At 62.1% G+C, this 21,176-nt stretch carries 20 protein-coding genes; 11 read left to right on the forward strand and 9 right to left on the reverse strand.

Annotated features, from left to right (window positions below; genetic code table 11):
- The first annotated feature begins 135 nt into the window (after positions 1 to 135).
- Genes dapE through rnr form a run of 4 tightly spaced genes read left to right on the forward strand, consistent with a single transcriptional unit; the run spans position 136 to position 4,550 of the window.
- Positions 136 to 1,281 carry a succinyl-diaminopimelate desuccinylase gene (dapE, locus tag Q0936_RS19675; RefSeq protein WP_299296161.1) on the forward strand — a complete coding sequence of 382 codons (1,146 nt, stop codon included), beginning with the start codon at positions 136 to 138 and terminating at the stop codon, positions 1,279 to 1,281.
- Positions 1,278 to 1,700, forward strand: coding sequence for a GNAT family N-acetyltransferase (locus Q0936_RS19680; protein WP_299296158.1), 423 nt, complete (start codon positions 1,278 to 1,280; stop codon positions 1,698 to 1,700). Before dapE ends, Q0936_RS19680 begins: the two co-directional genes overlap by 4 nt.
- The gene (locus tag Q0936_RS19685) at positions 1,697 to 2,266 is read left to right on the forward strand and encodes a TIGR04282 family arsenosugar biosynthesis glycosyltransferase (protein WP_299296155.1); all 570 of its coding nucleotides are present in this window, start codon (positions 1,697 to 1,699) and stop codon (positions 2,264 to 2,266) included. Before Q0936_RS19680 ends, Q0936_RS19685 begins: the two co-directional genes overlap by 4 nt.
- 31 nt (positions 2,267 to 2,297) lie before the next feature.
- A complete protein-coding gene (rnr, locus tag Q0936_RS19690; protein WP_299296153.1) occupies positions 2,298 to 4,550 on the forward strand; it encodes a ribonuclease R in 2,253 nt (750 codons plus the stop codon).
- Here the strand turns inward: rnr and Q0936_RS19695 are convergent.
- On the reverse strand, positions 4,547 to 5,239 hold the full coding sequence (locus Q0936_RS19695) for a glutathione S-transferase family protein (protein WP_299296151.1): 693 nt from the start codon (positions 5,237 to 5,239) through the stop codon (positions 4,547 to 4,549). The two genes, rnr and Q0936_RS19695, sit on opposite strands and share 4 nt — an antisense overlap.
- An 87-nt stretch (positions 5,240 to 5,326) precedes the next feature.
- Here Q0936_RS19695 and Q0936_RS19700 point away from each other — a divergent pair, with 87 nt between their 5' ends.
- Positions 5,327 to 6,046, forward strand: coding sequence for a YafY family protein (locus tag Q0936_RS19700; protein ID WP_299166189.1), 720 nt, complete (start codon positions 5,327 to 5,329; stop codon positions 6,044 to 6,046).
- A 57-nt stretch (positions 6,047 to 6,103) separates the two neighbouring features.
- Positions 6,104 to 7,471 carry a lytic murein transglycosylase gene (locus tag Q0936_RS19705; RefSeq protein WP_299296149.1) on the forward strand — a complete coding sequence of 456 codons (1,368 nt, stop codon included), beginning with the start codon at positions 6,104 to 6,106 and terminating at the stop codon, positions 7,469 to 7,471.
- A 95-nt stretch (positions 7,472 to 7,566) separates the two neighbouring features.
- On the opposite strand, the gene Q0936_RS19710 is transcribed toward Q0936_RS19705, so the two are convergent.
- The 6 genes from Q0936_RS19710 to Q0936_RS19735 form a co-directional block, all read right to left on the reverse strand.
- Complete coding sequence (locus Q0936_RS19710; RefSeq protein ID WP_299139989.1) at positions 7,567 to 8,451, reverse strand: ABC transporter permease; 885 nt, start codon at positions 8,449 to 8,451, stop codon at positions 7,567 to 7,569.
- 6 nt (positions 8,452 to 8,457) lie between these two features.
- Complete coding sequence (locus Q0936_RS19715; RefSeq protein ID WP_299296147.1) at positions 8,458 to 10,092, reverse strand: ABC transporter permease; 1,635 nt, start codon at positions 10,090 to 10,092, stop codon at positions 8,458 to 8,460.
- A gap of 3 nt (positions 10,093 to 10,095) precedes the next feature.
- On the reverse strand, positions 10,096 to 10,383 hold the full coding sequence (locus Q0936_RS19720) for a DUF1330 domain-containing protein (RefSeq protein WP_299139993.1): 288 nt from the start codon (positions 10,381 to 10,383) through the stop codon (positions 10,096 to 10,098).
- Between the two features lie 70 nt (positions 10,384 to 10,453).
- Positions 10,454 to 11,563, reverse strand: a complete 1,110-nt coding sequence (locus Q0936_RS19725; protein ID WP_299296145.1) for an extracellular solute-binding protein — start codon at positions 11,561 to 11,563, stop codon at positions 10,454 to 10,456.
- 80 nt (positions 11,564 to 11,643) lie between these two features.
- Positions 11,644 to 12,744 (reverse strand): ABC transporter ATP-binding protein, encoded by a 1,101-nt coding sequence (locus Q0936_RS19730; RefSeq protein WP_299139997.1) that lies wholly within the window; start codon positions 12,742 to 12,744, stop codon positions 11,644 to 11,646.
- 249 nt (positions 12,745 to 12,993) lie between these two features.
- Positions 12,994 to 14,391, reverse strand: coding sequence for an aspartate aminotransferase family protein (locus Q0936_RS19735; RefSeq protein ID WP_299296143.1), 1,398 nt, complete (start codon positions 14,389 to 14,391; stop codon positions 12,994 to 12,996).
- Positions 14,392 to 14,540: 149 nt separating this feature from the next.
- Here Q0936_RS19735 and Q0936_RS19740 point away from each other — a divergent pair, with 149 nt between their 5' ends.
- Genes Q0936_RS19740 through Q0936_RS19760 form a run of 5 tightly spaced genes read left to right on the forward strand, consistent with a single transcriptional unit; the run spans position 14,541 to position 19,808 of the window.
- Positions 14,541 to 15,623, forward strand: coding sequence for a polyamine ABC transporter substrate-binding protein (locus Q0936_RS19740; protein WP_299296141.1), 1,083 nt, complete (start codon positions 14,541 to 14,543; stop codon positions 15,621 to 15,623).
- A 60-nt stretch (positions 15,624 to 15,683) separates the two neighbouring features.
- Positions 15,684 to 16,805 (forward strand): ABC transporter ATP-binding protein, encoded by a 1,122-nt coding sequence (locus Q0936_RS19745; protein ID WP_299296138.1) that lies wholly within the window; start codon positions 15,684 to 15,686, stop codon positions 16,803 to 16,805.
- A complete protein-coding gene (locus tag Q0936_RS19750; protein ID WP_299296137.1) occupies positions 16,802 to 17,677 on the forward strand; it encodes an ABC transporter permease subunit in 876 nt (291 codons plus the stop codon). Before Q0936_RS19745 ends, Q0936_RS19750 begins: the two co-directional genes overlap by 4 nt.
- Positions 17,674 to 18,492 carry an ABC transporter permease subunit gene (locus Q0936_RS19755; protein WP_299140006.1) on the forward strand — a complete coding sequence of 273 codons (819 nt, stop codon included), beginning with the start codon at positions 17,674 to 17,676 and terminating at the stop codon, positions 18,490 to 18,492. The genes Q0936_RS19750 and Q0936_RS19755 overlap by 4 nt, the downstream gene beginning before the upstream one ends.
- A complete protein-coding gene (locus Q0936_RS19760; RefSeq protein WP_299296134.1) occupies positions 18,489 to 19,808 on the forward strand; it encodes an FAD-binding oxidoreductase in 1,320 nt (439 codons plus the stop codon). Before Q0936_RS19755 ends, Q0936_RS19760 begins: the two co-directional genes overlap by 4 nt.
- Here Q0936_RS19760 and Q0936_RS19765 read toward each other — a convergent pair.
- Both Q0936_RS19765 and Q0936_RS19770 read right to left on the reverse strand, forming a co-directional pair.
- On the reverse strand, positions 19,805 to 20,461 hold the full coding sequence (locus Q0936_RS19765; RefSeq protein ID WP_299296132.1) for a flagellar hook capping FlgD N-terminal domain-containing protein: 657 nt from the start codon (positions 20,459 to 20,461) through the stop codon (positions 19,805 to 19,807). The genes Q0936_RS19760 and Q0936_RS19765 overlap by 4 nt on opposite strands.
- A gap of 4 nt (positions 20,462 to 20,465) precedes the next feature.
- Complete coding sequence (locus tag Q0936_RS19770) at positions 20,466 to 20,990, reverse strand: flagellar hook-length control protein FliK (RefSeq protein WP_299296131.1); 525 nt, start codon at positions 20,988 to 20,990, stop codon at positions 20,466 to 20,468.
- Between the last annotated feature and the right edge of the window lie 186 nt (positions 20,991 to 21,176).

Raw genomic sequence — 21,176 nt, forward strand, 5'->3', positions numbered from 1 at the left:
GGACTGCTGATACCCTGCCTCGGGTCATATTATTGCACCCACCCTAGCACAGCTATTCACGGGCTGTTAACTCTCTTGTCGGTGCAAGGGGCTGGAATCGCGTCCTTTTCGCCACAACCTATTGTAGGAGCCACCATGACCCCCGTTGATCCCGTTGCCTTGACCGCCGATCTGGTGCGGTGCCCGTCTGTCACCCCTGCGGATGAGGGTGCGCTGGATGTGCTGCATGATCTGCTTGAGGGGGCCGGGTTTGACTGTGCCTGGGCGGATCGGGGCGGTATTCGCAACCTCTTTGCCCGCTGGGGCGCGCAGGGGCACGGGCGCACGTTCGGGTTCAATGGGCACACGGATGTGGTGCCGATTGGGGATGCGGATGCGTGGACGCAGGCGCCCTTTGGTGCCGATATCGTGGATGGAGTCATGTACGGGCGCGGCACGACGGATATGAAGTCGGGCGTTGCCGCCTTTGCCGCGGCGGCGGTGGATTTCGTGCGGGACACGCCGCCCGACGGGGCCATCATCATCGCCATCACGGGCGACGAGGAAGGCGACGCGCAGGATGGCACGACCGCGCTGCTCGCGCATATGGATCAGGCGGGCGAGGCGATGTCGGTCTGTCTGGTAGGCGAGCCGACCTGCCCCGAGACCATGGGCGAGATGATGAAGATCGGGCGGCGCGGGTCGATGACCGCGTGGTTCAGCGTCACGGGCGTGCAGGGGCATTCGGCCTATCCGCATAGGGCCAAAAACCCGCTGCCGCCGATGATGCGGTTGATGGATCAGTTGGCGAGCCATGAGCTGGACGCGGGCAACGACCACTTTGACGCCTCGACGCTGGCGGTGGTCACGGTGGACACGGGCAATCCGGCGACCAATGTGATCCCAGCGCAGGCGACAGCGGCGGTCAACATCCGGTTCAACGACATCCATTCCGGCGACAGCCTGACCGCGTGGTTGCAGGCGCAGGCCGATGCGGTGGCCGTGGCTTACGGTGTCGAGATCGAGATGCGGGTGAAGGTGTCGGGCGAAAGTTTCCTGACCCCGCCCGGTGATCTGTCGGACATCGTGGCCGCCGCCGTGACCGCAGAGACGGGTGTGACCCCGGTGCTGAGCACATCGGGCGGCACCTCGGATGCAAGGTTTATCAAAGATCACTGCCCGGTGGTGGAGTTCGGCCTGGTGGGGCAGTCGATGCACAAGGTGGATGAACACGTGCGGGTCGCGCATATTCACCAGCTCAAGGGGGTCTATGCGCGGATATTGCGGGACTATTTCGCATGAACTGGGTGATTGAACAGACGGATGATCTGGCCACCTGCCTTGAGCTGCGGCGCGTCGTGTTCATGGAGGAGCAGGGCGTCAGCGAGGCCGATGAGCGCGATGGGCGCGACGGCGATGCGCTGCACGTGCTGGCGACGCGGGACGGTGTGGCGCTGGGCTGTGCGCGTATTCTGGTTGCGGAGGGGGTGGCCAAGATCGGGCGGGTCTGTGTGCTGCAAGAGGCGCGGGGCACGGGGCTGGGGGCGGCGATCATCACCGTGTGCCTTGATGTGGCGCGAGCGCAGCCGGGCGTGACGCGGGCGAAACTGGGCGCGCAGGTTCATGCGCTGGCGTTCTATGAAAAGCTGGGGTTTGCCGCCTTTGGCCCCGTCTATGACGATGCGGGGATTCCGCACCGGGACATGGACCGCGATTTGTGAGGCCCACACTTGTCATCATGGTCAAGGTGCCGCGCCCCGGTCGGGTCAAGACGCGGCTGGGCCGGGACATTGGCATGACCGCTGCGGCGTGGTGGTTTCGCCATCAGGTGCGCCGCCTGTTGCGCCGGATCGAGGACCCGCGTTGGGACACGGTGCTGGCGGTGGCACCGGACGCCGAGGGGCTGCAATCGCGGGTCTGGCCCGCGCGGTTCACCCGCTGGGCGCAAGGGCGCGGGTCGCTTGGCGATCGGATGATCCGCATGATGCGGCAAGCGGGCGGGCCGGTCTGTGTGATCGGTGCGGATATTCCCGGTGTCACCCGGCAGCGGGTGGCCGAGGCCTTTGCCGCGCTGGGCAACCATGACGCCGTGTTCGGGCCGGCGCCCGATGGAGGATATTGGCTGATCGGGGTGAAAACAGGCTCTAAGCTGGGCAAAAGCGCCCTTGATGGGGTGCGGTGGTCGACGGAACATGCGCTGGCCGACAGCCGTGCGGCGATGGATCTGCCGCGTGTGGCGGTTGTGCAGACGCTTGCGGATGTGGACACCGCCTACGATTTGCCATGACGGCCCCAGACCCGCGTGATACCCAGAACGCATGACGCGTATCCCCACAAAACCCGAGATCCTCGACTGGATTTCCGCCAATCCGACCCTGACCGCCAAGCGTGACATCGCCAAGGCGTTCGGCATCAAGGGCGCGGCGCGGATCGACCTTAAACGCATCCTCAAGGAGCTTGAGGCCGAGGGGCATCTGGAAAAGCGCAAGAAGACCTATCAGGACCCCGACCGCCTGCCGCCTGTGAGCGTGTTGCAGGTGGTGGAGCCGGATGCGGACGGGGACCTGTTTGCCCGCCCGATGGAGTGGCACGGCACGGGGGTCGAGCCGCGCATCCTGATCGTGCCGCGCGCGTCCGACCCGGCGCTGGGCGCGGGGGACCGCATCCTGGCGCGGCTGACGCTGGTGCAGGGGGATGACCACCATTACGAGGCGCGGCTGATCCGGCGGATCGGGACCAACCCGCGCCGCGTTCTGGGTGTCTTTCGCAAGGGGGCCGAGGGCGGGCGGATCGTGCCCGTGGACAAGGGCAGTGACCGCGAGTGGACCGTTGCGGCGGATGCGACCGGCGGTGCCAAGGATGGGGAGCTGGTCGAGGCCGAACAGGCGGGGCCCAAGACGCGCATCGGCCTGCCGCGTGCGCGGATCGTGGACCGGCTGGGTGACCCATCAGCGCCCAAGGCGGTGTCGCTGATTGCGATCCATGAACACGGCATACCGGACAGTTTCCCCGACGATGTGGTGGCCGAGGCGGATGCGCAGAAACCTGCGGGCCTGAAGGGGCGCGAGGACCTGCGCGAGATGCCGTTGGTCACGATTGACCCGTGGGATGCGCGCGACCATGACGACGCGTGCTATGCCCATGCGGATGAGGACCCCAAGAACGCGGGCGGGCATGTGATCTGGGTCGCGATCGCGGATGTGGCGGCCTATGTCACGCCTGGCTCTGCGCTGGACCGCGAGGCGCGCAAGCGGGGGAACTCCACCTATTTCCCCGACCGTGTGGTGCCGATGCTGCCGGATCGGTTGTCGGGCGACCTGTGTTCGTTGCACGAGGGTGTGCCGCGCGCCTGTATCGCCGTGCGGATGCAGATCGACGCGCAGGGCGAAAAGATCGGGCACAGCTTTCACCGGGGGTTGATGCGGTCGCCTGCGTCACTGAATTACGAAGAGGTACAGGCCGCCATGGATGGCGCGCCGAATGACCGCACTGCGCTCTTGTTAGAGCCTGTTTTGAAGCCTTTGTACGCCGCCTATGCCGCGCTGGTCGAGGCGCGCAGGAAGCGGCAGCCGCTGGAGTTGGACCTGCCGGAGCGGCAGATCGTGCTGGACGACGATGGCACCGTGCGGTCGGTGAATTTCAAGGACCGGCTGGATGCCCACCGGTTGATCGAAGAGTTCATGGTGCTAGCCAATGTTGCCGCCGCCGAGACGCTGATCGCCAAATCGCAGCCGTTGCTATTCCGTGTCCACGAGGAGCCGTCGCCCGACAAGCTGGATGCGCTGCGCGAGACGGCGCAGGCGGCAGGGTTGAATTTGGCCAAGGGACAGGTGCTGAAGACCGCGCATCTGAACCGGTTGCTGGCGCAGGCGTCCGAGACCGAGGATGCGGAGTTGATCAATATCTCGACCCTGCGGTCGATGACGCAGGCCTATTACGGGCCGCAGAATTTCGGGCATTTCGGGTTGGCGCTGAAGAGTTACGCGCATTTCACATCGCCCATCCGGCGCTATGCCGACCTGATCGTGCACCGCGCGCTGATCACGGCGCATGGCTGGGGTAAGGACGGGCTGCGGGCAGAGGATGCGGAGGGGTTGGAGAAGACCGGCACGCATATCTCGGACACCGAGCGCCGGTCGATGGTCGCCGAACGGGACACGACCGACCGCTACCTTGCCGCGTACCTGAGCGAACGGGTGGGCGACGAGATGGAGGGGCGAATCTCGGGCATCGCGAAGTTCGGGATTTTTGTGAAGCTGGACGACAGCGGGGCCGATGGGTTGGTGCCGATGCGGGCGATCGGGGCGGAGTATTTCCACTATGACCGCGAGGCGAACACGCTGATGGGGTCGGACACGGGCATGATCATCAGCCTGGGTCAGCGCGCCACCGTGCGTCTGGCCGAGGCGGTGCCGGTGACGGGTGGCATTGCGCTGGAGCTGCTGGCGCTGGACGGGCAATCGCTGCCCAAGGGGCGGCAATCGCCTGCGGGGCGCAGCCCGCGCCGCAAGGCGGTGAAGTCCAAGCGGCGCAGTGACAAGGCCAAGCGCAAGGTCAGTCGCAAGCGTTAGCCCAGGGCCTCGGCCACGCGGGCCATGTATTGCGTCAGGATCAGATCCTCTCGCACACGGCGCGACAGGGCGGTGCCGCCCGGTGTGCCTGCCATGGCGCCCAGCATCGCCGCGACGCTGGCATCTGCCGCCGTGGGGGTGGGGCCGAAGAGGAACGGCCCGTGCCACAGACGGTCGGTGATGGCCTGCAAATCCGGTTCGATCCGGTCCAGCCGTTCGCCCGCGGTCAGTCGCCCGAGACCTTGGGTGTCCATCCCCTTGAGCAGCATCCGGCGGATGCCACGGGTGATCCAGTTGCGGATCAGGGCGGGGATGGCGGAGAAATATGTGTCTCTAACCAGGGGCCAAACGGCCTTGTCGCCCCAACGGTCCATGACGATGTGGAAGTACATGTGTTCTTCGGCCATGCGGATAAAGGCGCGGCTGGTGGCGCGGTCAAGATCGCTGAGACCTTCGTCAAAGCGGGCGCCGTGCTCTTCGAGCCAGGTGCGGATGTTGTCGCTGTCGCCGATGATCTCGCCATCGACCCAGAGCGCGGGCAGTTTGCCCTTGGGCCAGTTGCGGGGATCGGGCGTGTCCTTGCGCTGCCAGGGCAGGCCGGACAGGTTCAGCAGGTACAGCGCCTTGACGCAGAAGGGGCTGCCGCTGGGTTGGCCAAAGGCGGGGGGATAGGTGACCAAGGTAAGCATCGGTGTCTCCGTATGAGAAAACTGTGGACCCAGTGATTAACGATGCCTGTTGTCAATTCCTGACAGTACGTGTGCTATGGTGAGGACATGACACGTACACACCGCCTGTTCCAATTGATGCAGACCCTGCGCCGGATGACGCCGCCCGTGACCGCGCAGGCGCTGGCCCATGACATGGATGTGTCGCTGCGCACGATCTACCGCGACATTGACGAATTGCGCGGGCTTGGTGCGGTGATTGATGGGGAGGCGGGGTTTGGGTTTACCCTGATCGAGGATGCGACGCTGCCGCCCCTGGGGTTTGAGGATGACGAGCTGGAGGCGCTGGTTCTGGGGCTGCGGGATGTGGCGGTGATTGCCGATCCGGCGCTGGCCAAGGCGGCGACATCCGCGCTGGCCAAGATACAGGCGCGGGTGCCGCCGAAACAGGCGCACCGGCTGAAACACGCGGTGCTGGATGCGCGCCGGTATTGGCGGCCCGAGCCGCCGCGCATCGATGTCGTGGACCTGCGGCAGGCGGCGTGGGACGAGGTCAGCGTGCGCTTTGCCTATGAGGACGCCAAGGGCGACCAGACCGAGCGCAAGGTCAAGCCGCTGGGCATCGTGTACATGGAAAATACCAACGTATTATTGGCCTGGTGCCACCTGCGCGAGGATTTCCGGATGTTCCGGTTGGACCGCATGGATGATCTGGTTGTGACCGACGACAGCTTTCGCCCGCACCGTGTGCCATTGCTGCGCGATCATCTGGCCCGGATTCGCGAAGAGGTGGATCATGTGGCGAAGGACCGCGCGCGCGCGGATTGATCCCTTTCGTGGCGGCGCTATTGTCGCTAGATTGGAAACAACGCGAAACAAGCGACCATGAGGCACAATATGCGGTGGGCAGTCACCCTTGGCGCGATGTGCAGCGCCGTTTTCCTTGCACAGACCGCGGCGGCGCAATCCGTCGACCAGTCGAAACGGCCCGAGTTGCGGCCCGGATTCGGCGACGTCACGCGTGCGGATCCGGCACCTGTGCTGGCCTTTGCCAGTGCGCCGATCATCCGGCCGCAGTTGCGCCCGTTGGCGGTTGCAGAACCTGCGCCGCCGCCAGTGCAGAAGACCGCCGAGGATGCGGGATTTCAGCGTTGGGTGCAGGGGTTTCGGGGACGTGCATTGGCCCAGGGGATCAATCCGTCGGTATTTGACCGTGCCTTTCGCGGGGTGCGGTACGACCCTGAGGTGATCAAGCGGGATCGCAACCAGTCCGAATTTACCAAGACGATCTGGGATTATCTGGCCAGTGCGGCGTCCGACAAACGGGTGCGCAATGGCAAGAATGCGCTGCGCAAGCATCGTCGCACGCTGGACGCCATCGAGGCGCGGTACGGTGTGGAGAAAGAGGTGGTCGTGGCCGTTTGGGGCCTCGAGAGCGGCTATGGCGAATTTCGTGGCAAGGACGATGTGATCCAGAGCCTTGCGACGCTGTCCTATGACGGGCGACGCGGCAAGTTTTTCGAGGGGCAGTTGGTGGCCGCGTTGAAAATTATCCAGAACGGCGACACCAGCCCGCGCAACATGACCGGGTCCTGGGCCGGGGCGATGGGGCATACGCAGTTTATTCCGACGTCGTACCTGGCCTATGCGGTGGATTTCACCGGGGACGGGCGGCGCGACATCTGGTCGAACGATCCCACGGATGCCTTGGCGTCGACAGCGGCGTATCTCAAGCGGTTTGGGTGGCAGAAGGGCCAGCCCTGGGGCGTAGAAGTGAAGCTGCCGCAGGGGTTCAACTATGGTCTGGCCAGCCGCAAGATCACCAAGTCACCGGCGGAATGGGCCAATCTGGGTGTGCGCGGTGTCGATGGGCGCGCGGTGCCGAACTATGGTGCGGGGTCGATCCTGTTGCCGGCGGGCGGGCGCGGTGTGGCGTTCATGGTGTTCCGGAACTTTGCCGTGATCGAGCGGTATAATGCGGCTGATGCCTATGTGATTGGCGTGGGGCATCTGAGTGACCGGATAAAGGGTGGTGCGCCTTTGGTGGGCAATTGGCCCGAGGGCGAGCGGCCCCTGACCTTGCGTGAGCGCAAGGAGTTGCAGCGGCGGTTGACCCGCGCGGGCTATGACACCCAAGGGGTGGACGGCAAGGTGGGGCCCAACACGTTGAAGGCGGTGCGTGCCTATCAACAGAGCCTTGGCCTGCCTGCGGACGGGTTTGCGACGCTGAGCCTGCTCAAGCGGTTGCGGTGATCCTGCGGACGCCCATGCCGGGCGACACGATGCTTTAGGGGGCTCCGCCCCCGTCCTTGCGGACTCCCCCGAGGTATTTTCGGCGAAAGGAAGGGTTAGCCCGGTGACATGCCGCGCAGGCGTTCGCTGCGGCGGCGGAGGAGTTCGACCGTTGTCAGTAGGGCGATGGAGATCACCACGAGGATGGTGGCCACGGCGAGGATTGTCGGGCTGATTTGTTCGCGCAGGCCGATGAACATTTGCCAGGGCAGGGTTTTCTGGCTGGCGGAGCCGACGAAGAGGACGACGACCACCTCGTCGAAGGAGGTGATGAAGGCGAAGAGGCCGCCCGAGATCACACCCGGCAGGATGAGTGGCATCTGGATGCGGAAGAAGGTGGTGACGGGACCGGCGCCCATGTTGGCGGCAGCGCGGGTGAGGGAGCGGTCGAAGCCCACCAGTGTGGCCGTGACGGTGATGATGACGAAAGGGATGCCGAGGACCGCGTGGGCGAGGATGACCTTGACGTAGCCCACGAAGCCCTTGTTCAGGCCCAGGACGCTTTCCATCCAGTTGCCCAAGGACGAGTAGAAGAAGAACATGCCCGTGGCCGAGATGATCAGCGGGACGATCATAGGTGAGATCAGGATGGCCATGATCGTGCCTTTGAACGGCACGTGGGATTGGCTGAGGCCTATGGCGGCGAGGGTGCCGAGGCTGACCGAGATGACAGTTGCGATGGGGGCGATGATCAGCGAGTTTTTCAGCGCCAGTTGCCATTGCGGGTTGGTGAAGAAATCCTCGTAGTGTTTGAGGCTGTAGCCCGCGGGATCAAGGCGCAGCATTTCCGGCGTGAAGGTGAAGAAATCCTGTGCGTTGAAGGACAGGGGCATGACCACCACGATGGGTGCCACGAGGAAGAAGAAGATCAGCCCGCAGATCACCCGGAAGCTGTAGTACCAGATGCGCTGACCCAGCGTGGCGTATGGAGGAAGGCCCATGGTCTGTTATCCCAGCTTGACGTTGTCGATGCCCACGATCTTGTCATAGGCCCAGTAGAGCACCAGCACGGCGGCCAGCAGGATCGAGCCCAAGGCGGCGGCGAGGCCCCAGTTGAGCGAGGACGAGATGTGGTAGGCGATGCGGTTCGAGATGAACACGCCCTTGGTGCCGCCGACGATTTCGGGGGTGATGTAGTACCCGATGGCGAGGATGAAGACGAGGATCGAACCCGCGCCGATGCCGGGCACCGATTGCGGGAAATAGACCCGCCAGAAGGCTGTCCAGTTTGTAGCGCCCAGTGATTTGGCAGCGCGCAGGTAGGAGGGCTGGATTGTCTGCATGACCGAGTACATCGGCAGGATCATGAAGGGCAGCAGGATGTGCGTCATGGCGACGATTGTGCCGAACTGGTTGTTGATCATGATCAGTCGGTTGGCGTCGTCCACCAGCCCGATCCACACAAGCACGTCGTTGATGACGCCCTGTTGTTGCAGCATGACCTTCCAAGCGGAGGTCCGCACCAGAAGCGAGGTCCAGAAGGGCAGGAGCACGAGGATCAGCAGCATGTTGGCCTTGCGCATCGGCAGGTTGGCCAGCAGCCACGCGACGGGGTAACCAAGCGCGATGCAGGAGAAGGTGATCAGCAGCGACATCCAGATGGTGCGGCCAAAGAGCTTGAGCAGGATCTGCTTGTCATCCGGCTGCCAGGCGATGCCTTCGGGCGTTTTCTGGGCATCGACGGCGTTCAGAAAATAGCCGCCGGTATAGGTGCTGGAATGGGTCTGGATAGTTTGCCAAGGGATGATGGTTGCCCAGTCTTCGTCCATATCGACGAAGGCCGTGGTAAAGTCGGGCGTCGGCAGGTCGGCGGATTGTGCCGCGCGCAGCAGGTCGGCGCCGGGGCCGGAATAGGTGGACAGGTCTGCGGTTTGCAGGTCAGTGGCGAGGGCGACGGGCAGAGCCTCCCACGGGTCGCGGGTGGCGGGATCGCGATCCTTTTGGGTGGCCTCGAACACGGCCCAGGCGGTGTAGGCGCGGGCGGTTTTTGGCAGAAGCTGTACGATGTCCGCGCGGGGCGCGAAGTTGACGTCGCCTTCGGTCGGGTTGTCGGTCAGAGCGGCGACGCGGGCGCGTTGGGTGGCGAGCAGCGCGGTGTCGGCGGGGGTGCCGTTGAAGATGGCGTACCAGGTTTCGCCGTCTTTCCAGTCGCCATTCAGTTTTTCGAGCGGTTTCTGGATGTCCTTGCCCAGATCATCCAGCTTGCGCCCGGATTGGCGGAACAGGGACGACAGGCCGGTTTGTTCATAGTTCAGCCGTGTGCCGAGACGGGTGTGCCGTTTGGCCTCGGCGGCGATGAACATGTCGAAATACATCGCCTCGAACACCGGTTCGTCCGGGACCTCGCCGGTGGCCGCATCCCACGAGGCGAGTTCCTGCACGGTGTAGGGCAGGGTGTTCTGGACAATCTCGTTTTCGATCGACCGGAACAGCATCGAGGCAATCGGCACGATGAAGGTGATCAGCACAAAGATCAGCAGGGGCGCGATCAGCATCAAGGCGCGCAGTTTCTGACGGCGCAGGGCGCGCGCAAGGCTGCGTTTGAGGGGGGTGCCGTCGGCGGCCAGCATGGTTTCGGCCATGGGTCAGGTTCCTTCGACGATAACAACGCTACTGTCAGAAGCAGCCAGCCGAATTTTCAAGTTTTCAGTATATTCGGGATCGGCATATGCGGTTTGTGCCGCCTCGAAAGAGGGAAATTCGATGATGACGTGCCGGTCATACGGCTGTCCTTCAGGGGCTTTTGATGCGCCGCCACGGACCAAATAGGTACCGCCATATTTCGAAAATATCGCGTCGTTCTTGGATGCATACTCTTTGTATGCGTCGGGGTCTGTCACCGAAACGTGGGCCATAATGTAACCTTTGGGCATGGTGGTCGCCTCCGTCCCGGTGTGTTGGTTTGGTGTGAGGCGGGCCGATTGGCCCACCCCGTTTCTCGTATTATTTGGCCAGCCACGCCTGGAATTTGGCGTCGATGTCATCGCGGTAGTCCGCCCAGAACTCGTAGTTGTAGAGGAACGTGTTCTTGGCGTTCTCTGGGTCGGTTGGCATGTGTGGTGCCATGTCGATGCCCAGGGATTCGTGCTTGCCGACCAGCGGAGCGGAGGACAGGCGGGCCGGGCCGTACGAGATGTACTTGGCCTGATCTGCCAGACGCTGCGTGTCTGTCGCGAACTTGACGAAGTCCAGTGCGCGGGCCTGACGCTCGGGGCTCAGACCCGTGGGGATGATCCAACCGTCAAGGTCGAACACCTGTGCGTCCCAGAGCATGCCGATGGGCTGCTTCTGCTCTTCGATGGCGGCGAACAGGCGACCGTTATAGGTCGAACCCATGATGACTTCGCCGTCAGCCAGCAGCTGGGGCGTGTCGGCACCGGCGGACCACCAGATCACGTCGTCCTTGATGGTGTCGAGCTTGGCCAGAGCCTGATCCTGACCTTCGGCTGTGCCCAGAACGTCATAGACGTCTTCTTTGGCGACGCCATCACAGAGCAGGGCCCATTCCATGTTGTTGATCGGACGCTTTTCCAGCGAACGCTTGCCGGGGTAGGCGTCGGTGTCGAACACGGCGCAGACGGATGTCGGTGCTGTGTCGCCGACCAGATCGGTGCGGTAGCCGAATGTTGTCGAATACACGATCTGCGGGATGAAGCAGTCGGAGACCAGCAGGTCGCCGAAGTCATCGGACGCGGATGTACCATCAGGGGCTGCGGCCAGTTGCTCGTCCGCGTCGATTTCCAGCGCGAGGCCTTCGTCGCACAGGCGGATCGCGTCGGCGGCCACAACGTCAACGACGTCCCATGTGACATTGCCCGCTTCGTTCATGGCGCGCAGTTTGGCCACGGCTTCGGCCGAGCTTTCGTCCCAAACGGCGGAAACGCCGGGGTTGTTCGCGATGTAGGGTGCGACATAGGCGTTTTGCTGGCTGGACTGGTAGGCGCCGCCCCAGCTGACGAGTGTCATGTCGCTGGCCATATGACCGTCGGCAAATGCGGTGCCCGAAGCAACCGTCAGCGCCGTTGTGGCAAGAAGGGTCTTGGTGAGTTTCATGGTATTACTCCCACTGTTTACGCCCGTGTTTGAGTGTGGAAGGCCGGACGTCGGGCGTCGCCCCGGCCTTCTTGACGTGCTCAGGCGTCGAGCGCCCTGCAATCGTTTGGCATCCACCCGATGTCGATCTGTGTGCCTGGTGTCAGGCGGATCTGGTCGGGGGCATTCCGTGTCTTGATGACGAAATCATCGTTTCCGGCCACGCGCAGACGGGTGCGGAAGATGTCGCCCATATAGATGAACTCGAGCACTTCGGCCTTGAGCGTATGTGCATCGGGGTTGAGACGCGTTTTGTCCATCTCGACCCGTTCGGGCCGGATGGAGACGCGCGTGCGCTGGCCCACTTCAGTGACGTTGATCGGTTTGGCGTCGATGATGCTGCCGTCATCCAGGCGGACCTCGCAGGTGTCGCCCTTGATCTTTTCGATCACGCCCAGGAGCGTGTTATTCTCGCCGATGAACTGCGCGACAAAGCTGTTCTGCGGCTCTTCATAGAGCTGATCCGGCGGGGCCAGTTGCTGAATGCGGCCATCGTCGAACACGGCGACGCGGTCCGACATGGTCAGTGCCTCGGTCTGGTCGTGGGTCACATACACGGTGGTGATGCCCAGATCATGCGCCAGGCGGGTGATCTCGAATTGCAGGGTTTCGCGCAGCTGTTTGTCGAGCGCGCCCAGCGGTTCGTCCATCAGCACCAGTTCGGGTTCAAACACCAGCGCGCGGGCCAGGGCGATCCGCTGTTGCTGACCCCCCGAAAGCTGAGCGGGACGGCGACCGGCAAAATCCTGCATCTGCACCATGCCGAGGGCGCGCATGATCTTTTCCTCGCGCTCGGATTTGCCGATCTTGCGGACCTCAAGCGGAAAGCTGAGGTTTTCGGCCACGGTCATGTGCGGGAACAGCGCATAGTTCTGGAACACCATGCCGATGCCGCGCTTGTGCGGCGGGATGTTGTTGATCGACGTCCCGCCCAGCCGGATATCGCCATGCGTGGCGGTTTCGAACCCGGCCAGCATCATCAGGCAAGTTGTCTTGCCCGACCCCGATGGCCCGAGCATGGTCAGGAACTCACCTTTGGGCATCGACAGGTTCAGGTCTTTGACGACGAGAATCTCGCCGTCATAGCTTTTCTGCACGCGTTCGAATTCAACGAACGCCTGATCAGTCGCAGTATCAGCCAATTCTGGCTCCCCGTTTTTTTGTCGGCAGTTGATTGCCGTTCGCGACATGTAAAACTGGACCTACCCCATGTTGCAACATCGAAGGTGCGAATTTCAGCGCCGATCCTGCAATCTGGTCGATTTCACTGCGAAAACAGGGAAATTTGGTTCATTGTATTGCGTCATTCGCGGGCAGAGTTGTCGAAAAGGCAAAGGTTGCATTTCAAACAGGTGAATATCTGGACCGATGAAGGCGGGTTTTGACAAGGCCTAGGCGGCGGGTTTCAGCATGTCGCCGTCTTTCAACTGGGCGTAACATTCGTCCAGCGCGGTGCGGGCGCGGCGACCCAATTCTGCGATCTCTTCGGGGGTGATGACCAGTGGCGGCGAGATCACCATGCGGTCATAGACGTGGCGCATGATGAGGTTGTTGGCAAAGCAGCGCTCGCGGCACATGAACCCGGCGGTGCCTGCGTCCATGGCAAACTTGGCGCGGCTGTCTTTGTGCGGGGTAAGGGCCAGCGACCCCATCATGCCCACGATTGTCGTCTCGCCCACCAGCGGGTGATCGGCCAGACCGTGCCACATTTCGTGCAAGGCGGGCATGGCAACGTCGCGGACGTGGTCGAGCACATGTTCCTCTTCGAGGATGCGGAGGTTTTCAAGCGCCACGGCCGATGCGACCGGGTGGCCGGAATAGGTATATCCGTGGTTGAATTCGCCCGAGCCAATGACCTCGGCCACCTCGTCGCAGACGATGGACCCGCCGATGGGCTGGTAGCCGGAGCTGAGGCCCTTGGCGATGGTCATGATGTGCGGCTTGATGCCCAGGGTCTGCGAGCCGAACCAGTTGCCGGTGCGGCCAAAGCCGCAGATGACCTCGTCCGCGATCAGGAGGATGTCGTATTTGTCGCAGATGCGCTGGATTTCCGGCCAATAGGTGCCGGGCGGGATGATAACGCCGCCCGCGCCCTGTATGGGTTCAGCGATAAAGGCGGCGATGCGGTCCTCGCCGTGCGCGAGAATCGCCTGTTCCAACTGCTGCGCGCGGGCCAGACCAAAGTCCTCTGGCGTCATGTCGCCGCCTTCGGACCACCAGTTGGGTTGATCGATGTGCACAATGTCGGGGATCGGCATGCCGCCCTGTTCGTGCATCGGGGTCATGCCGCCCAGGCTGCCTGAGCCAACGGAGGACCCGTGATAGGCGTTCTTGCGGCTGATGATGATGGATTTTGAGGGCTTGCCCTTGGTCGCCCAATAGGTGCGGACCATGCGGATGTTGGTGTCGTTCGCCTCGGAGCCCGACCCGGCAAAGAACACGTGGTTCAGGTCGCCCGGCGCCAGTTCCGCGATCTTTTGCGCCAGCGCGATGGCGGGCACGTGGGTCGTCTGGAAAAACGTGTTGTAATAGGGCAGTTCGCGCATCTGGCGCGCGGCGACATCGGCCAGTTCGGACCGGCCATAGCCGATGTTCACGCACCACAAGCCCGCCATGCCATCGAGGATCTCGTTCCCTTCGCTGTCGTTCAGGTACACGCCCTTGGCCCGCGTGATGACGCGCGCCCCCTTTTCCGCCAGCTCACCGCCCGCGGTGAACGGGTGCATGTGATGTGCCGCGTCCAGCGCCTGAAGCTCTGACGTGGGCAGGTGGTTGGTGATGGTGGCCATGGAAACCTCGGGTGTTTGAGAACATGCCGAGAATATGGGCAACCGCGTCGCCGTCAATCCAGCATCTGCAATGTCGCTGGACGCATGGGACAAAAGTTGGTTTCATGCACGCTGACCCGGGCCTACCGGGCGTGATACGGGAGTACACCATGAAAAAGATGATGCTGAGCACTGTGGCGATCGTGGCCCTGACGGGTGCGGCGATGGCCGACGAAGTGCGCGTTTACAACTGGTCCGACTATATTGACGAAGAGTTGCTGACCAAGTTCGAAGAAGAGACCGGCCTGAAGCTGATCTATGACGTGTTCGACAGCAACGAAGTGCTGGAAACCAAGATGCTGGCCGGGTCCTCTGGTTATGACGTCGTGGTGCCGTCCGGCACGTTCCTGCAGCGCCAGATCAGCGCGGGCGCGTTCCAGAAGTTGGATACGTCCAAGCTGTCCAATGCGGGCAACCTGTGGGATGTGGTCGAGGCGCGCACGGCGCAATACGACCCCGACAACGCATATTCGATCAACTACATGTGGGGCACCACGGGTATTGGTGTGAATGTCGGCAAGGTGCAGGAAATCCTGGGTGCGGACGCGCCTATGGGCTCGCTCGACCTGATCTTTGACCCGGCGAACATGGAAAAGCTGCAAGCCTGCGGCGTGCATTTCCTGGACGCTCCGACCGAGATGATCCCTGCCGCGCTGAAATACATCGGCGAGGACCCCGATAGCCATGACCCGGACGTTCTTGCCAAGGCGGAGCCGATCATGAGCGCGGTGCGTCCGTATGTGCAGAAGTTCCACAACTCGGAATACATCAACGCGCTGGCCAACGGTGATATCTGCGTGGCCTTTGGCTGGTCCGGTGACATCCTTCAGGCGCGCGACCGTGCGGCAGAGGCCGAGAACGGTGTAGAGGTTGCGTACAACGCACCCAGCGAAGGTGCGCTGATGTGGTTCGACCAGATGGCCATTCCGGTAGATGCGCCGAACCCCGAGGGGGCGCACATGTTCCTGAACTTTATCCTCGATGCGCAGAACATGGCGCAGGCGTCGAACTATGTCTATTACGCCAACGGCAACATCGCGAGCCAGGAATTCCTGGTCGAGGATGTGATCGGCGATCCGGCGATCTACCCCGATGCCGCAACGCTGGAAAACCTGTACACCACAACGCCCTATCCGGCCCGCGTTCAGCGGACGGTCACGCGCATGTGGACCAAGGTCAAGTCGGGCACCTGAGCCTGATACCCGGGCGCAGGGACATCCCCTGCGCCCTTTTCATTTTGAACGGATTCCCCTTTGGCAGAGACTGTTTTCGCCCCCTGGGACGACCCGAACGAGACGCCGCTGATCCGGTTTCGCAACGTCACCAAACGCTTTGGCGATTTCACCGCGATTGACGATCTGACCCTCGACATTTTTGAACGTGAATTCTTTGCCCTGCTGGGGCCATCGGGCTGCGGCAAGACGACGATGATGCGGATGCTGGCGGGGTTTGAAAACCCCACTGATGGGTCCATTGAACTGGCTGGACAAGACATCGCGGGTGTGCCGCCGAACAAGCGGGCGGTGAACATGATGTTCCAGTCCTATGCCCTGTTCCCCCACCTGTCGATCTGGGACAACATCGCCTTTGGCCTGCGCCGTGAGAGCAGTGACAAGGCCGCCATCGCCGCCCGTGTCGAAGAGATGCTCAAGCTGACGCGGCTGGAGAAATTCGCCCGCCGCAAGCCGCACCAGATTTCGGGTGGCCAGCGTCAGCGCGTGGCGCTTGCCCGGTCGCTGGCGAAGGCGCCCAAGCTGCTGCTTTTGGACGAACCCTTGGGCGCGCTGGATGCCAAGCTGCGTGAGGCGACGCAGTTCGAGCTGATGGACATTCAGGAAAAGACCGGCACGACGTTTGTCATCGTCACCCACGATCAGGAAGAGGCGATGACCGTCGCCAGTCGCATCGCGGTGATGGACGAGGGGCGCGTGATGCAGGTCGCCACGCCTGACCGCATATATGAGGCGCCAGAATCGGTCTATGTGGCGGATTTTATTGGCGACGTGAACATTTTGGCCGGGACGGTCAAGGCCACGGGGGACCAGACCTATGCGCTGGGCATTGAGAACGGCACCGTGACCGCGGTGTCTGAGCGACCGTTTTCCGACGGGCAGAACGCCCACCTTGCCGTCCGCCCCGAAAAGGTCGCGATCCACACGACCGCCCCCGAGGGCACCGACAACCTGTTGCAGGGCAAGGTGCTGGATATTGCCTATCTTGGCAATCTGTCGACCTATCACGTGGAACTGCCCGGTGGTCAGATCATCAAGGCACAGACCGCCAACACCCGACGCCTGTCGCGTCGGGACATCACGTGGGAAGACCATGTTTGGGTCAGCTGGACCAAGACAGCGGGCGTGTTGTTGGACGGATGAGACGCGCAGTCCTCATAGCGGTGCCATATGTGTGGCTGCTGGCGCTGTTCCTGATCCCCTTTGCTGTGGTGTTCAAGATTTCGCTGTCCGACATTGCGCTGGCGATCCCGCCTTATACGCCGACGGCCAAGGACGGCATCTGGGCGATGCTGTCCCAACTGGATTTTGAGAACTTCGTCTTTTTAACCGAGGACGATCTCTATTGGAAAGCGTATCTCAGTTCGTTGCAGATCGCCTTTATCTCCACGGTTCTGACACTGCTGGTTGGATATCCGATGGCCTATGCCATGGCGCGTGCGCCGGAGCAGTGGCGTGCGACGTTGTTGATGCTGGTGATCCTGCCGTTTTGGACGTCTTTCCTGATCCGTGTGTATGCTTGGGTTGGTATTCTGTCCGGCGAGGGGTTCTTGAACCAGTTCCTCTTGTGGATCGGCATCATTGACGCGCCGTTGACCATCCTGAACACCAACACGGCCGTCTATATCGGCATCGTTTACACCTATCTGCCGTTCATGATCCTGCCGATCTATTCCGCGCTGGATCGGTTGGACGGGTCGTTGATCGAAGCGGCCGAGGACCTTGGGTGTTCCCGCCTCAAGGCATTTTGGTTGGTCACCATCCCCTTGTCGCGCAATGGTATCATCGCGGGCTGTTTCCTCGTGTTCATTCCAGCGCTTGGTGAGTTCGTGATCCCGTCGCTGTTGGGCGGGTCCGGGACGCTGATGATCGGCAAAGTGCTGTTCGAAGAGTTCTTCTCCAACCGCGATTGGCCTGTGGCGTCGGCGGTTGCGGTCATCCTTTTGCTGATCCTGATCATCCCCATCGTGTTGTTCCAGCGGAACGAACAACGGCAGGCGGAGGCAGAGCAATGAACCGCCTTAGCCCGTTCAACGTCGTGTCGCTGACCCTGGGGTTCGTGTTTCTGTACGTGCCGATGCTGATCCTCGTGATCTACAGCTTCAACGCGTCCAAACTTGTGACTGTCTGGGCCGGGTTCTCTACGAAATGGTACGGTGAGCTGCTGTCCAATGACGCATTTTTGGATGCGGCGTGGGTGACCCTGCGGGTGGCCGTCATTTCATCGACGATCGCGACAGTGCTGGGCACGATGGCCGCCTATGTGCTGGTCCGAGGCGGGCGGTTTTTCGGGCGCACGTTGTTCTCTGGCATGATCTATGCGCCGCTTGTCATGCCCGAAGTCATCACGGGCCTGTCGCTGTTGCTGCTGTTCATTGGCGTGGGTCTGGACCGTGGTGTGCTGACCATTGTGTTGGCACATACGACGTTTTCGATGTGCTTTGTGTCTGTGGTTGTGTCGTCCCGGCTGGTGACCTTTGACAGATCACTGGAAGAGGCGGCGTTGGATCTTGGGGCGTCGGCGTTGCAGGCGTTTCGGCTCGTGACGCTGCCGATTATCGCGCCTGCGGTCATTTCGGGATGGTTGTTGGCCTTTACGCTCAGTCTGGACGATCTGGTGATCGCATCCTTTACCTCTGGCCCGTCCGCGACAACGCTGCCCATGAAAATATGGTCCTCGGTCCGGTTGGGCGTCAGCCCAGAGATCAACGCGCTGAGCACGATTTTAATCGGTTTGGTGACCATCGGCGTGATTGCGGCGTCCATCGGCAGCAAGCATGCCGCATTGCGCGCCAAACGGGATGAGCAGGCGGCCGCGCGCGCGCAATGACCCGCATTTTTCCGCCCTATGCCTATGGTGATGGCCCACGGACGGGGTGTTGGTGGGACGAAACCGTTGATGCCATCGAGCACCCGCAACTCCGCGACAGTATCGAATGCGATGTCGTCATCGTGGGCGGCGGGTTTACCGGACTTTCCGCAGCTCACACGCTGGCCCGCGCTGACGCGTCGGTCGTCGTGCTGGAGGCCGAACACGTCGGATGGGGCGCATCAGGTCGCAATGGTGGGTTCTGTTGTTTGGGTGGCGGCATGGCACCGGACGCACTGTTGGACCACCGATATGGTAGAGAAGGTCGCAGCGCGTGGCGCAGGACCGAAGCCGCGGCAGTGCACTATGTGTCGGACTTGGCTGAGACCCTTGGCCTAGATCTCCAACGGCATTCGGACGGTGAAACCTGTCTTGCCCACAGTGAAAAAACCATGCGGGCATTCGAGGCCGAAGCGGACCGTATCCAGGAAAACTACGGTGTCACGGCAGAGGTTTTGGGTGCTTCGGATTTGGCAGCGGCAGGTATGTCCGGGCCATTTTTCGGCGCGCTTTCGGTGCCAATCGGCTTTGGGTTGAACCCGGCACGTTTGGTCAAAGGGCTGCGTGATGCCGCCATTTCGGCGGGTGCCAGGATTTTTGATCAAAGTCCGGTCACTGAGATATCCGGCAGCCAGGTGCGCACATCGCAGGGGCAGGTGGCAGCCGACCGGATCATCATCGCAACCAACGGCTATTCCAACGAAGACATTCCTGCATGGATGGCGGCGAAATACATGCCAGCGCAATCAACGGTTCTGGTGACCCGCCCGATCTCACCGGAGGAGCGGGATCGCGCAGGGTGGACGACAGACCAGATGGTTTATGACAGTCGCAACCTGTTGCACTATTTCCGCGTATTGCCAGACGGTCGGTTTCTCTTTGGGATGCGCGGCGGATTGATGTCTGCGCCTGCTGTCGAAGCGCGGGCGCGGGCGCGTGTCGAACGGGACTTCCGGTTGATGTTTCCCGATTGGGCGGATGTCGCCGTCACACATTCCTGGTCTGGAATGGTGTGCTTGGCCCGCAACATGGTGCCGTTCATCGGACCGTTGCCGGGGCAGCCTCATATCCTCGCTGGCTTTGCGTATCACGGGAACGGTGTCGCAATGGGCACCTATGCGGGCAAGATGTTGGCGGACCTTGCCTTGGGTCAGACACCCGACCTTTACCCGCAAGCGGTCTGGGACGCGGCGCGCGCGTTTCCGTTTGGAACATGGCGGCGCGCTGCGATGTGGCCCATCTACGGCGCTCTCCACCTGCAAGATCGCTGGTCCTAGGCCGGTTCTCTCAGGCCCGCGACGTTGTTGGCAAGGATCATGTAGCCGCTGTTCAACACCAAAAGGGTAGACCCATTTTCGATGCGCGCTTCGGTGACGCGCGCGTATGACAAGGCGGGCTCGGTGACGATCACCTCGCCATTTGCGCTGCTTTCAATCTGGAATGTGTATTCGCCGTGCGGCAAGGGTGTGCCATCGGATTGAATGCCGTCCCAATCGTATGGCTCTGCGCTGACCGGTAGCGCGATGCGCTGCACCTCGGTGCCTTGTGCGTTCGAGACGATCAATGTCACCTCATCTGCGGCAATGGGTGGGTTCGGTGCAATCGTCACCGAGTCGCCGTTGTAATCTGCAGGCCCTTGAACGAGAGCTTCCATGCCGATCCAGTTGGCCGCGCTCGCCATGTCATTTGCACCGAGGGCGGTAAGCACCTGTTCCATCAGATCGTTCGTCGTGACCTGTTGTTCCACCATGGAGAATTGGGCCAGCTGCGCGGCATATTCCGAGGAATCGATGGGTTCGAGCGGGTCCTGATATTCGGCCTGCGCGGTCAGCATTTGAAGAAAAACCTCAAAATCTGAACTGAGGACGCTGGCGCTCGCCGCGCTGGGCGGGGTCTGTTGCGTTGCATTTGCGGCTGGAAGGATTTCCATATCGTCAGAACCTCATGTCGATTGTTTCGGGCGCAATCGCAAGTTTTGCGGGCGCGATAATGGGTGTGTCGGGGACTTGGATGTGCGGGCTCAGATGTGCGTCGTCACCGTTTGGATGTGCGTCGCTGTCGTTCTGGCCGTTCTGGGACTGCTCCCCCTGGCCAAAGGAAAATGCGACATCCTCGTAACCGAGATCGCGCAGCGTATCGCCGAGATCGCTGGCATTGCGGCGCATCAGGTCGAGCGTCTCTGGCCGTTCGGCGTTGATCGCCACGACAATCCCGGCTTCGGTTGTGCTGAGCATCATGCGGACGCGTCCCAATTCCGCCGGGTTCAGAGCAATTTCCAGTGGTCTGTCCGACCCTTTGCGCAGCGTTTCGGCGATGTGCTGAATGGCTTGTGGTGGCAACTCCGGACGGCCCTGAGGAGACACGGTGACCTGTATCGACGTTTGTGTCTGTGCGCGGGGGTCCATCCCACCTTCGACAAAGGCGATAGCGGCCGGGTCGAGTCCGTCTGTTGTCGCCATGAGGCCGAGTTGTGACGGAGGTTGTGGTGACCAGATTGGTGCAGGAGCGGCCATGGGCGGGTTAGTTGGCAGTTTGGGTTGGACTTCGGCAGTGGGGGGCGCATTCAAAGATGCCGATGCCGATGCCGATGCCGATGCCGATGCCGATGCCGATGCCGATGCCGATGCCGATGCCGATGCCGATGC

Source organism: uncultured Tateyamaria sp. (genome assembly GCF_947488715.1).
Lineage (GTDB): Bacteria > Pseudomonadota > Alphaproteobacteria > Rhodobacterales > Rhodobacteraceae > Tateyamaria.